General features: G+C 59.8%; 12 protein-coding genes. 11 read left to right on the top strand and 1 reads right to left on the bottom strand.

Annotation, left to right across the window (positions count from 1 at the left end; genetic code table 11):
• The first annotated feature begins 62 nt into the window (after window positions 1-62).
• From VJ651_RS03825 to VJ651_RS03785, 9 genes are all read left to right on the top strand, one after another.
• The gene (locus VJ651_RS03825) at window positions 63-1,151 is read left to right on the top strand and encodes a BMP family ABC transporter substrate-binding protein (RefSeq protein WP_324106158.1); all 1,089 of its coding nucleotides are present in this window, start codon (window positions 63-65) and stop codon (window positions 1,149-1,151) included.
• A gap of 341 nt (window positions 1,152-1,492) precedes the next feature.
• Window positions 1,493-2,356 (top strand): branched-chain amino acid ABC transporter permease, encoded by an 864-nt coding sequence (locus VJ651_RS03820; protein WP_324106157.1) that lies wholly within the window; start codon window positions 1,493-1,495, stop codon window positions 2,354-2,356.
• A 2-nt stretch (window positions 2,357-2,358) separates the two neighbouring features.
• Window positions 2,359-3,378: a branched-chain amino acid ABC transporter permease gene (locus VJ651_RS03815; protein WP_324106156.1), complete on the top strand. Its 1,020-nt coding sequence runs from the start codon at window positions 2,359-2,361 to the stop codon at window positions 3,376-3,378.
• The gene (locus VJ651_RS03810) at window positions 3,371-4,135 is read left to right on the top strand and encodes an ABC transporter ATP-binding protein (RefSeq protein ID WP_324106155.1); all 765 of its coding nucleotides are present in this window, start codon (window positions 3,371-3,373) and stop codon (window positions 4,133-4,135) included. The genes VJ651_RS03815 and VJ651_RS03810 overlap by 8 nt, the downstream gene beginning before the upstream one ends.
• Window positions 4,122-4,829, top strand: a complete 708-nt coding sequence (locus VJ651_RS03805; protein ID WP_136416998.1) for an ABC transporter ATP-binding protein — start codon at window positions 4,122-4,124, stop codon at window positions 4,827-4,829. The genes VJ651_RS03810 and VJ651_RS03805 overlap by 14 nt, the downstream gene beginning before the upstream one ends.
• A gap of 53 nt (window positions 4,830-4,882) precedes the next feature.
• Entirely contained in the window at window positions 4,883-6,058 is a 1,176-nt protein-coding gene (locus tag VJ651_RS03800; RefSeq protein WP_324106154.1) for an ABC transporter substrate-binding protein, read from the top strand.
• A gap of 73 nt (window positions 6,059-6,131) precedes the next feature.
• Window positions 6,132-7,241: a Zn-dependent alcohol dehydrogenase gene (locus VJ651_RS03795; protein ID WP_324106153.1), complete on the top strand. Its 1,110-nt coding sequence runs from the start codon at window positions 6,132-6,134 to the stop codon at window positions 7,239-7,241.
• A 25-nt stretch (window positions 7,242-7,266) separates the two neighbouring features.
• The gene (locus VJ651_RS03790) at window positions 7,267-8,724 is read left to right on the top strand and encodes an aldehyde dehydrogenase family protein (protein WP_324106175.1); all 1,458 of its coding nucleotides are present in this window, start codon (window positions 7,267-7,269) and stop codon (window positions 8,722-8,724) included.
• Window positions 8,725-9,243: 519 nt separating this feature from the next.
• Complete coding sequence (locus VJ651_RS03785) at window positions 9,244-9,990, top strand: lipase secretion chaperone (RefSeq protein WP_324106152.1); 747 nt, start codon at window positions 9,244-9,246, stop codon at window positions 9,988-9,990.
• A 56-nt stretch (window positions 9,991-10,046) separates the two neighbouring features.
• On the opposite strand, the gene VJ651_RS03780 is transcribed toward VJ651_RS03785, so the two are convergent.
• Window positions 10,047-11,363, bottom strand: coding sequence for an MFS transporter (locus VJ651_RS03780; RefSeq protein ID WP_324106151.1), 1,317 nt, complete (start codon window positions 11,361-11,363; stop codon window positions 10,047-10,049).
• A gap of 264 nt (window positions 11,364-11,627) precedes the next feature.
• On the opposite strand from VJ651_RS03780, the gene VJ651_RS03775 reads away from it, so the two are divergent.
• Window positions 11,628-12,860: a TetR/AcrR family transcriptional regulator gene (locus VJ651_RS03775; protein ID WP_324106150.1), complete on the top strand. Its 1,233-nt coding sequence runs from the start codon at window positions 11,628-11,630 to the stop codon at window positions 12,858-12,860.
• A gap of 93 nt (window positions 12,861-12,953) precedes the next feature.
• The coding region (locus VJ651_RS03770) for a transposase (protein WP_414691307.1) at window positions 12,954-13,075 on the top strand (122 nt) is incomplete at its 3' end.

Genomic DNA, 13,075 nt, shown 5'->3' with positions numbered 1-13,075 from the left:
CCCGCTCGGCGTGCCGGAGCGTTCATTGATCAATCAGCGGGAGTTACCTGTAGAGGAAAACCATGTCGAAAAGCTTCATGCGCGGGGCCTTGTCCGCGATTGCCATACTGCCAGCCGTTGCGCTGGCTCCCGCAATGGCGGCGGATTCCGCTCCGCTCAATGTCGGTTATGTCTATGTCAGCCCGATCGGCGAGGCGGGCTGGACCTTCCAGCACGACATGGGCCGCAAGGAACTGGAAAAGAACCTCGGCAACAAGGTCAAGACCAAGTTCGTCGAAAACGTGCCTGAAGGCGCCGATGCCGAGCGCGTGATCCGCGACCTGGCACAGCAAGGCAACAAGCTGATCTTCACGACCTCCTTCGGCTACATGAATCCGACCCTGAAGGTCGCCAAGCAATTCCCGGACGTCAAGTTCGTGCACCTGACCGGCTACAAGACCGCGTCCAACGTCGCCACCTTGAACGCGCGCTTCTACGAAGGCCGCTACCTCGCGGGCGTCCTCGCCGGCAAGATGACCAAGACCAATGTCGCCGGTTATGTCGGCGCTTTTCCGATTCCGGAAGTCCTGCAAGGCATCAATGCCTTCACGCGCGGCATGCGCAGCGTCAATCCCAAGGCCGAGGTGCGGGTCATCTGGGTCAATAGCTGGTACGACCCGGGCAAGGAACGCGATGCCGCCATCACGCTGATGGGGCAGGGCGCCGACATCGTGACGCACCATACCGACTCCCATGCCGTCGTGCAGGCCGCCGAGGAAAAGGGCAAGTACGCGGTAGCCTACCACTCCGATATGAAGAAGTTCGGTCCCAAGGCGCAGCTGGCCGCGGTGACGCATCACTGGGGCAAGTACTACACGCAGGCCGCGCAGGACGTCATTGACGGCAAATGGAAGCCGACCAGCGTCTGGGGCGGCATCAAGGATGGTTTCGTTACGCTGGAAGCCATCAACGCCGGCGTTCCGAACGACGTGAAGCAATCGGTCGCCGCCGCCGAGAAGGACATCGTGTCCGGCAAGATGACGCCGTTCGACGGTCCGGTGAAGGACAACGAAGGCAAGATCCGGCAGGAGAAGGGCCCGATGCCCGACAGTGCCCTCAACAAGATGGATTTCTATGTCGAGGGTGTTGCCGGCAAACTGCCCGGCAAATAAGACGCACCAAACCGTCACATCGAAGAAGGGGCCCGCGCAATGCGGGCCTTTTTGTTTTGCTCGTTCCGCAAGGTCGGCTGCCGCTATCCACGCAGACCCAAGGCAGCTTGCGTCGCTTCCCCTCATGCTCCTTGAGTCCTTTCGGTGGGGATTTCCACCGCGTTTTCATGCGGTTCACAGAACACTTTTCAGCGCCTTTGTTTTGCTGAGCAAAACATCGTTCCGAATTCGTTGACAGAAATCCGAAGTCCCGGTAACTTGCGAAAAACGCCATGGTAACAAACCGGATTTTCTAAAAAAATTGACCAGCGTCAACAAATACCATTACAGGAGGCAATGTTTTGGACTTGATTCTGCAACAGATCTTGAACGGATTGACGCTGGGCGGCGTGTATAGTCTGGTCGCCCTTGGCCTGACTTTGGTGTACGGCATTCTGCAGGTCCCCAATTTCGCCCATGGTGCGTTCTATATGGCTGGCGCCTATGTGGCCTTCTATCTGATGAGCGCCATGGGAGTGAATTACTGGTTGGCAATGGCGGGCGCGGCGGCGGCCGTCGCGGTGCTCGCGGTGGTTGCCGAGCGACTGGTTTTCCATCCCCTGCGTCACGCGCCCGGACTGCATCACATGATTGCCGCCATCGGGATACTGCTTTTTCTGGAGTCGGGCGCACAGGCAATCTGGGGTGCCGATTTCCACCGGATGCAGACCCCGTATAACGGAATCATGAATTTCGCGGGGCTGGTCCTGCCGGAACAGCGTCTGCTGATCATTCTCGCCGCATTCGGACTGGTGGCGGGTTTGCACCTGTTCCTGAAAAAGACGGTTACCGGCGCCACCATCATCGCGATGGCACAGAACCGCGACGGCGCGGCCCTGGTGGGCATCGATCCCAATCGGGTGGCGATGCTGACATTTGCCATTTCCGGTGTTCTCGCCGCAGTCGCGGCAGCACTCTATGCACCGATCAATCTGGTGTATCCCGGCATGGGCAACCTTGTCATCACCAAGGCATTCGTGATCATCGTCCTCGGCGGCATGGGCAGCGTGCCGGGTGCCATTGTCGGCGGACTGATCATCGGTTTTGCGGAAGCATTCGGCGCGTTTTACATCTCCACCGATTACAAGGACATCATCGCCTTTGTCCTGCTGGTAGCCATTCTTTCGATTCGCCCGGAGGGGCTGTTCACTAAAGGGGTGCGTTGAGAATGAAATACCTGGACCGAAAAATCGGGTGGCTGCTGCTGATCGCCTTGGCCGTCGCCTTTCCGTACCTCGCAGGCAATGACTATTACCTGACCGTGATGTCGCTGGCCTACATCTACGCGATCGCAACTGTCGGCCTGAATCTCATCACCGGCTACACCGGTCAGTACAACCTGGCGCACAGCGGATTCATGGCGGTCGGCGCCTACACGGTGGGTATCCTGACAGTCGATCACCAGGTACCGTTCTGGATTGCCTTCGCGTTGTCCGGATTCGTCGCCGCCGCGATCGGCTTCTTCGTCGGCATCCTGTCGTTGCGGCTGAAAGGGCACTTCTTTTCGATCTTCACGCTGTGCGTCGGTTACATCATGTACCTGCTGATCGAGAAGTGGGAAGGGCTGACGCACGGCACGGTGGGCATCATCGGCATTCCCGCGGCGCCGTCGGTTGCCGGCATCGATTTCGAAAGCCCGCGCGCCCAGTACTACCTTGTGCTGTTCTTCCTTGTCGTCAGTGTGTGGATCATGCATCGCATCGTCAACTCGCTGCTCGGCCGCACTTTCATGGCCATTCGCAATGGCGACGACCTCGCCGAGGCGCTGGGTATCAATCTGATGCGCAACAAGGTGCTGGCCTTCATGCTGTCGGTGTTCTATGCAGGCCTGGCGGGCGGTTTGTATGCGGGGGCGGTGCGCTTCCTTGGCCCGGGTCTGGCGGGCGTCGACCAGACCTTCGACATGACGATGTACATGCTGATCGGCGGCACGGGAACCATTCTCGGCCCGCTGCTCGGTTCGGTTGCCATGCCCTGGGTGACACAGTATCTGCAATTCCTCCAGGACTATCGTTTCGTCGTCTTCGGCCCGATTCTCGTGCTGCTAGTGATCTTCCTGCCCAACGGCGTGGTCGGGACCTATCTCGCATGGAAGGCGCGCGTTGCGTCGCGTGCATCTTCCTCCGGCGCGCAGGTCAAGTCCGCGCCGGTGAAAATTGTGCAACAACAGGAGGGCAGCCGTGCTTGAGATCCAATCCCTGTCCAAGCGCTTCGGCGGCCTGACCGCGGTGCGGAACGTCTCCACCACCATCGAGCGCGGCAAGATCAACGCCATCATCGGCCCCAACGGCGCCGGCAAGACGACATTCTTCAATCTGATCAGCGGGGTATTCCAGCCAACCGAGGGCCGCATCGTCTTCGAGGGACAGGATGTGACCAATCTGCGGGCGGACCAGATGGCCAGGCTGGGCGTGTCACGCACCTTCCAGACCACGCACCTGTTCGACGCGGCCAGCGTGCTCGACAACCTGATCGTCGGACATCGGCTGCGCACCAGATCGGGCCTGCTGGATGTCTTGCTCGGAACCCGTCGTCTAAAGGACGAGGAGCGCGAGTGCCGGGAAAAGGCGCGCGCCGCGCTCGACTTTGTCGGCCTTTCTCACATCGAGAACCGGATCGCCGCCGACATTACCCAGGAAGAGCGCAAGCGCGTCGCATTCGCGCTGGCCTTGTCGACCAATCCCTCGCTGGTCTTGCTGGACGAGCCGGCCGGCGGCGTCAATCCGGAAGAAACGATCGGACTGGCTGAACTGATCCGCAAAATGGTCAAGACAGGCCTGACCGTCTGCCTGATCGAACACAAGATGAACATGATCATGAACCTCGCGGACAAGATCATGGTGCTCAACTACGGCGAAAAGATCGCGGAAGGAACGCCATCGGAGATCCGCTCCAATCCGGTCGTCATCGAAGCTTATCTCGGGAGTGAACATGCTGCAGCTTGACAAGATCTCGGTGAATTACGGCAGCTTCCGGGCGCTTGACCAGGTCAGCATTCATGCCAGGGAAGGTGAACTGGTTGTTCTGCTCGGCGCCAACGGTGCCGGCAAGAGCTCGATCTTCCTGACGGTAAGCGGCCTGAACAAGGCAGCGGCCGGCAGCATCCGTTTCCGCAACAAGGAACTGGTCGGCATGAAGCCGTCGCAGATCGTGCATGACGGCGTGGTGCATTGCCCGGAGGGGCGCAAGCTGTTTCCCGGCATGTCGGTCCTGAAGAACCTGACGCTCGGCGCGTACGTGCATCGGCGCGACAAGCAGGGCATTCAGAAAACCCTGGACGAGGTATTCGAGCTGTTCCCGATCCTGCACGAGCGACGCGAAGCCAATGCGGGCTCGCTGTCCGGCGGCCAGCAGCAAATGGTTGCCATCGGACGCGCGCTGATGGGCCGCCCGAAAGCCTTGCTGCTGGACGAGCCCTCGCTCGGCCTGGCGCCGCTGGTGGTCAAGCAAATGTTCGAGGTGATTGAAAAGATCAACCGCACCGGCACCACGGTGCTGCTGGCGGAGCAGAACGCGTTCGCCGCGTTGAAGATTGCCAATCGCGCCTATGTGATCGAAAACGGGCACATCGTGCTGGAAGGCACGCGCGACGAATTGCTGAATAACGAACAGGTACGCAAGGCCTATATCGGCGCCTGATCGGAGAACGGGTGAAGTCATCAGTGGGTGAAAACATCAACGAGGAGCAAGGCATGAAGATTCAAGGAAAACTGAGCAAGTTGTCGGCAGCGCTGGCCATCGGTGCGGCACTCGGCAGCGGCGCCGTGTTCGCGCAGGAAGTCGTGAAAATCGGTTATTCCGGTCCGCTTTCCGGCGGTGCGGCACTCTACGGCAAGAACGTCCTGACCGGTATGGAAATGGCCGCCAACGAGATCAATGCAAAAGGACTGGAAGTCGGCGGCAAGAAATACAAGGTGGAGATTGTCGCGCTCGACGATAAATACAATCCGAGCGAAACCGGCATCAACGTGCAGCGCTTGATCCAGCAGTACAAGACCCCGGCCGTACTGGTGCCGCATTCGGGCGGCGTGTTCGCAGTGCAGGCATTCAACGAGAAATCGAAAGTCATGCTGCTGGCCTACACCAGCCTGCCACAGGTCACGGCGCGCGGCAACAAGCTGACGATTCGCATTCCTCCGGAAATCACGGGTTACATCGACCCGTTCATCAAGACCGAGATGAGCAAGTACGGCAAGAACGTGGGCATCGCCTGCGCTGATCACGACTATGCCAAGGCATGGATCGCCGCATTCAAGCCGGCATGGGAAGCAGCCGGCGGCAAGGTCGTTGCGGAAAACCCGATGTCCTACAACAAGGCAACCGACTTCTATAGCGGTGTGAGCCGCGTGTTGCAAGCCAAGCCGGATGTCCTGTTCGTGGGCGGTCCGTCGGAACCGACTGCGCTGGTGATCAAGCAGGCGCGCGAACTGGGTTTCAAGGGCGGCTTCATCGTTCTTGACCAGGCCAAGATGGATGAAATGGCGAAAGTCATCGGCGGTTATGCGCCCCTGGAAGGTGCGATCGGCGTGCTGCCGATGGTCGATGATCAGCGGCCGGACGCGAAGGCCTTCGTCGAGCGCTTCCGCAAGCTGAACCCCGGCAAGGATCCGAGTTCGGAAGTTGCATTGAACTACACGGCGGTGCACGCGACCGCGATTGCCATGAGGCTGGCAGGCACGATTTCCGATCCGGTTGCCATCCGCGCGCAGATGGACAAGGCATTCAAGAGCCTGCCAGCGGAATATAATCCGAATGATTTCGATGGGCTCAACGAGGCGGGCGGAACACTAGCCAATACTTTCGTCGCTTATGTCGACGGCGGCAAGATTCGGCCGGTGAACCTGCGGGGAATTGCTTCCGGCAAGTAAGCCGCAGCGGCGCACCCGTTTTGACAAGCCGGCGAGCATGCCGGCTTGTTGCATTCATGAACCGGAGGAAAACATGGAACAAAAAGCGAAGGCAGTCATCTGTCGCGAAATCAATCAGCCGGTTGTGGTCGAAGAAATCCTCGTCGAAGCACCACGCGGCGGCGAGGTCATGATCAAGCTGGCGGCCTGCGGCGTCTGCCATAGCGACCTGTCCGCCACCAACGGCACCATTCCGTTCCCGCCGCCGGTCGTTCTCGGTCACGAGGGTGCCGGCAAAATTGTCGCGGTGGGCGAGGGCGTGACCGATTACAAGGTAGGCGACCACGTGGTCAGCTCCTTTGTGAGCATGTGCGGCAAGTGCCGTTATTGCCAGACCGGACGCCCGCAACTCTGCGACCAGGCAGGCAAGGCCGCCACCACATTGCCGGACGGGACCCTGCGCACGCGCGACCTGGCCGGCAATCCGCTGAACATCTTTTCAGGTTGTGGTGTGATGGCCGAGTACGCCACGCTGCACATCGATAACGTGGTCAAGGTCGACCAGCAGATGCCGCTCGACAAGGCTGCATTGATCGGCTGCGGCGTCATGACCGGCGTCGGCGCCGCGGTCAATACCGCCAAGGTCGATCCGGGATCGATCGCAGTCGTCTTCGGCTGTGGCGGCGTCGGCCTGAACACGATTCAGGGTTCCGCCATCGCCGGCGCACGCATGATCGTCGCGGTCGACACCAACGACGGCAAGCTGGAGATGGCCCGCAAATTCGGCGCGACGCATGTGGTCAACAGCAAGAACGAGGAAAACGTCGTCAAGACCATCCTCAAGCTGACCGAGGGCGGCGCCGATTATGCGTTTGAATGCGTGGGCCTGGGTGAAATCGCCGCGCAGGCGTACGGCGTGCTGCGCAAGGGTGGCACGGCGGTGGTGGTCGGCGTCGCGGGACCGAAGGACATGACCTCCATCCGCACGGCTTCGCTCACCTTCGGTGAAAAAACACTGACCGGCAGCTACTTCGGCTCGGCCCGTCCGCGCGAGGATTTTCCACGTCTTATCGGTCTTTACCGCGCACATCGTCTCAAGCTCGACGAACTGATCAGCCACACCTATACCATCGACCAGGCGCCACAAGCCTTCGCCGATATGCAGGCAGGACGCAATGCGCGCGGCGTCATCATCTTTGAATAAGGCTCCTTTTGGGGGGGGAATGAAAATGCAAAAACGCGACACGTTATATATCAACGGAAAATGGGTTCCCGCTTCCGGGCGCAACACGATCGATGTGATCAATGCGTCGACCGAGGAAGTCATGGCAAGCATTCCCGATGGCGATGAAAACGATGCGAATGCCGCCGTTGCGGCGGCGCGTGCTGCGTTCGACGCGTGGAGCACGACACCGCCTGCCAAGCGCGGGGAATACCTGCGCAAGATACAGGAGGGATTGAAGGCGCGCAGCGAGGAGCTGGCCAAGATCATCACCGGCGAAGTCGGCATGCCCTTGAAATTGTCCGCCATGATTCAGGTCGGCTCGCCGGTTGCGAATTTCGGCATTTACGCCAAACTGGCGAATGCATTCCAGTGGCAGGAAGTCACCGGCAATTCACTGGTGGTGCGCGAGCCGGTCGGCGTCGCGGTATGCATCACGCCGTGGAATTACCCCTTGCATCAGATCGCCGCGAAAGTCGCCGCCGCACTCGCCGCCGGCTGCACCGTTGTGCTCAAGCCCTCCGAAGTCGCTCCGCTGAACGCCTTCGTGCTGGCTGAAGTGATCGATTCCGTCGGACTGCCGCCGGGCGTGTTCAATCTGGTCACCGGGACCGGTCCGGTAATCGGCGAGGCGCTCGTGCGCCATCCGGATGTCGACATGATTTCGTTCACCGGGTCGACACGCGCCGGCAAGCGCATTTCCGAAGTGGCGTCGGCCAGCGTCAAGCGCGTGGCGCTCGAACTCGGCGGCAAATCCGCATCGGTAATCCTGGACGACGCTGATTTCGCTGCGGCAGTAAAGGGAACGATCAACGCCTGTTTCCTCAACAGTGGCCAGACCTGCTCGGCGCACACCCGCATGCTGGTGCCGGAATCGCGTTATGAAGAAGTCGCAAAACTGGCGGTGGAAGCTGCAAAGGGTTTCACCGTCGGCGATCCCTTCGGCGGCGCAGCGAGACTGGGGCCGCTGATTTCGGACGCACAGCGCGAACGCGTGCGCAACTATATTCGCAAAGGCATGGAAGAGGGCGCCGAACTGCTGTGCGGCGGGCCGGACGCGCCGGAAGGCTTGCCCAAGGGTTACTACGTGAAGCCGACGATTTTCGGTCGCGTGAAGCCGGACAGCACCATCGCGCAGGAAGAAATCTTCGGGCCGGTATTGTCCATCATCACCTATCGCGATGAAGACGAGGCGGCGAAGATCGCAAACGGCACGCTGTACGGCTTGTCGGGCGCCGTATGGGCCGGCAGCGACGAGCGCGCGATGAAAATGGCAAGAAGGATGCGTACCGGCCAGGTCGAAATCAACGGCGGCCAGTTCAATCTCGGCGCACCCTTTGGCGGCTACAAGCAATCCGGCCGCGGCCGCGAAATGGGAGCATATGGACTGGAGGAATTCCTGGAGTACAAATCCCTCCAGTTCCGGCCGGATGCGGCTGCGCTGAAGGAAGACGCAGCAGGCTGATTCTACTGTTGGCAAACAGGCAACAACATCGCCCGCTCGATCACTCGATCGCCGGGCGATGTGCTTGTCTGTGGCAGGGAAGTTGCCGGGCGTCGATTCTGCGCAGGTTCACCTTGCCAAAACATTCTTTCTGTATATATTATTAAGAACGCCGTAATCCGACGCATTTTTTCCTACAGCCATTGTGCACCGGCCGGCGTAAATAAAAAACGACAAGGAGACAAGAATGGCTTCCTGCTTCACATAGCACACCGTCCGTTCCGAATACGCTGCACCTGTCGACGTTGGCTCCGGCTTTTTACCAGCCGTGAGGCGAACAGCGTCATCGACGAATGGACGGATCTGTGACCGTCAGACGGAATAATCCTTTCAAGCGCCGAACCAACAGCCGAAGTTCTTTTTCGAGGAGAACCATGTTGAATCAAAGGGTGACTGGTTTAGGGACGTCTGCCGCATCCCGCCGTATGGGCGTGACCAGCGGCAGCGCGCGTTCAGGACTTTTCGGACGGTGATCAAGCCATGAGAATTTCTGCCAAATCTTTTGTCGTCGCATTGCCGGTGGCCTGGATAGCCGGCGTGATGTATCTGTATCCCCCTCAACTGCAATTCGACGGGCCGGCGCAGGCGATGGCGCGCCTTGAGCGAATTGCGCGCATGCCCGGCGCGACTGCGACGCCGCGTGAAAGCCTGATCACCGCGCAATACAGCCGTGCCATATTCCGCGAAACCGCCAACGGCGACATCGAAATCGATGCGCGCACGCCCGACAAGCTGGACATCATCCTGCGGGCACTTCCGCCAGACTACCGTGATGAAGAAATGGCACGCGCGGAACAGGCCGTACAAACCGGACTGTCGGCGCAAGCAGCGGAAAAGGCAGGAAAACTGCTGCGCACCTATCTCGCCTATCGTGACACCGAAACTGCCTTGCTGGCCGAACGGCGCGGCGAGGATGTGATCGACGCCGCCGACATGTTCAGGCTGGTGGGCAGCGTGCGGCGGGAATTCTTCGGCAAGGATGCCGACGCATTGTTCGGTACGAAGGAAGCGGAAGCGCGCGTGACCATCGAAACCGCGCGTATCGCGTCCGATCCGGGACTTGGCAAGGAGGAGCAGGCGCAACGCATTGCCGCGCTTGAGGCCACGCTGCCACGGAAGGATGGGACTGGTTCAGGGTACTACGAAGATGCAATGCAGACGGCGCAAGCAGCAGCCATCGAGCTGAGGAAGTCGTTTGCCGACCGCAATGCGCAACCCAGGACCTGATTGGACGACCAGGCAGCCGGTCTTCGAGTTCCGTTCAAGCTCACGCCGCGCACGCTTCAGTCGTCCTCCGTATGGACGCGCTGCAAGCGATAGCGCGGCTCTTCCACGTGCAGGATTGCCACGATCGACAATGCCTTGACCGCGACGGCAAGCCAGAACACATAAATGAAATCGAAGCCTTGCGCGACCATCCCGCCCAGCAGCGGGCCGATGGCCATCATCAGATGCGAGGCGGTATCCGAGACGGCGATCAGCATCGGTCTTTCATGCAGCGCGCCGAATTCCAGCACGAAATTCTGCGATGCGACGAAATATCCGCCGAAGCCCGCGCCCAGTCCGCAAAACGCGATCAGGATAAAGACGAGGCTGCTTGCAAACATCAGGCCTATCGTTGAAACAGTCCACAGCACCATGCTCACCAGGAAGACCAGTCGATAGCCGTAGCGGTCGGCGATGCTGCCCCAGGCCAGGTTGCTCACGGTCTGCGAAAGCAGGAAGGCCAGCGAAAGATAACCAAGTATTGCGCCGGACAGGTTGATCGATTTACCGGCGTACAGCGCATAAAAAGGCAGAGCCGTCGCCCCCAGCGCGGCTAGCGTGCGCGCGATGAAAAAACGGGTGTAGTGGGCATCGGAGCGCAGGATCGCCGGTACCTGCATCAAGCGCTCCCACAGGTCCGATTGCTGATTGACCATCAGGGAGTCCGGTTCGCGCACGAAGGTCAGTGCGGAAATACCGATGCTGGTCAGGATGAAGGCGAGCAGGAAGGTGGTCGCATAACCATTGCCGAGCACATTGCTTTCCACCAGATATCGTCCGCCGAGATAGGCAACGCCCGACGCGATAAGCCCGCCCAGAAAATTGCGCATGCCCGTCAATTGCCCGCGACGCTCGACCGGGATGACCTTCGACATGAGAAAGCTGAAGGTCACGCTCTGCATGCCGTTGAAGAAGCCGAACAGCGCGAGGAAAGCGCAGGCGGCAACGAGCGCCCAATAACCGGACAGCAAATACGCCGACACCGCCAGTCCGAGCACCTGCGCGCGCATCAGCCATCCGACGTTGTACACCACGCGCATCACCCGCCGCCGATGCTCGATGAGGGTTGCACCCCAGATCGAGGATAGCGCCATGCCGAGATATTGCGCGCAGAGGGCAAGGCCCACGGCCATTTTCGAACCGGACAGCAAATAGATATAGGCGGGCACGAAGGTCGGTGCGGTGACAAGCCGAAAACCGGTCACGCCCAGCATGCCGTGCACGAGATTGGCGGCAAAGTTGCGCGGCAGGTCGCGACGCACCTGTTCATAATATTTTCGTTCGTCCGCTGGCTGTCCCGCCAGTTCCGCGATGTGTGGCGCGTTGGCGCTCATGCCAGAAGCTTCAACATTTGATGCGACTTTTAGGGAAAGCGGTATGCTTTGATCGAAGCGATTCTAGCATACGCTGCCCTTGAAAAACGGTTGCGCCAAATGGGTTTCGAAAGAAAGGCTTGCCATGATTTGTCATTTTGAAAATTCCGGTATGCCGATCCGCAGGACAGTCGGGGGAATGCGCCTGACTTCCGGGGCAGTTCGAATCGCAGGGCAACAACGGTATAATCCGCCGACCATTTCATTACCCCACGCATTCCGCACATGAATCAGGAAATCCAGGCAAGTCGCATGACGCAGCGCTACATGAAGAAGCGCGATGCCATCCTCCATGCTGCCGCGCAATTGTTCAACCAGCATGGGGTGAAGGGGGCGACGCTGTCCGACGTGGCCGGGCGCGTCGGCTTGAGCACCAACAGCATTACCTACTACTACAAGAAAAAAGAAGAGCTGGTGGTGGCCTGCCTGCTCGGGTCGATCGAGATCATCAACGACATCATCGCGGCTGCGGCGGAATCATCGTCGCCGGAAGAGCGCGTCCGGCAGTTCATCCGCCTGTTCCACGCGCGTCTGGCAAAGATCCAGGGCAATCAGGCGCCGGAAATGATGACCTTCCGGGAAGTGTCGGTGCTGGGGAGTCCGCATGCGGAAGTGATTTTTGCTGCTTATACGGATATGTTCCGTCGCGTGCGGCGCCTGCTGGCGACGGATGCCGCGCATGGCGCCAGCCGCGTCTCGCTGAATGCGCGCAGCCATTTGTTGCTGACGCTGACGGTCAGCGCAATGAGCTGGAGTTCTCGCTACGATCCGGAAGATCATGAGCTCGTCGCCGAGCGCATGAGCGATGTGCTGATCGGCGGACTCGCATCAGAATCGTCCCGTTGGCATTGCACTGCGCTCGACGAGGAGCTCGCGCATGTATCCAGCGGGGCCGAGACCACGCAGGATGCGTTCCTGCGCGCGGCAACCGCGCTGATCAATGAGCAAGGCTACCGCGGCGCCTCGGTCGACCGCATATCGGCACGCCTCAACGTGACCAAGGGTTCGTTCTATCATCACAATCCGAACAAGGAAGACCTGATCGCTGCGTGCTTCGAGCGCACCTTCGCCGTGACGCGACGCATGCAGATGACCGCGCGCAGTGCGCCGGGATCCGGCTGGGACAAGTTGAGCGCCGTCTCGCGCGCGCTCGTGCGTTACCAGTTTTCCGAACAAGGGCCGCTGCTGCGCATGTCCGCATGGAGCGAGCTTCCCGACGATATTCGCGAGCACAAGCTGAATACCATCAATCAGCTCGGCCAGCGTTTCGTCGGTTTCCTGGTCGACGGCATGAAGGACGGATCCATCCGGCCGCTCGATCAATCGATCGCCGCCTATCAGGTCAGCGGCATGATCAATGCAGCCGTCTTGCTCGACCGCTGGGTGCCGGATATTGCGGCGGAAAACGCGGTCGACCTTTTTGTGCGTCCGCTGTTTCTCGGAATTCTTGCGGCCTAGAGCGGCTTTCATATGAGTGCAGGGGGCGCGCAGCTCCGGGAACCGGTCTAGAGAGTGTTATGAACTAAGGGATGGGAAAGAAGTCTGGCGAGCATGAATGCTCGCAAATCTTACCCAAGCGACGTGAGTGATGAAGAATGGGAATTCGTCGCGCCCTACCTTTCCTTGTTGCCATTGGATGCCAAGCAGCGTGACCATGATTTGCGCGAGGTTTT

This window comes from Noviherbaspirillum sp. (assembly GCF_035254865.1).
Classification (GTDB): domain Bacteria; phylum Pseudomonadota; class Gammaproteobacteria; order Burkholderiales; family Burkholderiaceae_D; genus Noviherbaspirillum.
Note: the sequence above shows the minus strand (reverse complement) of the source record. Positions and strands in the feature narration are given on the sequence as shown.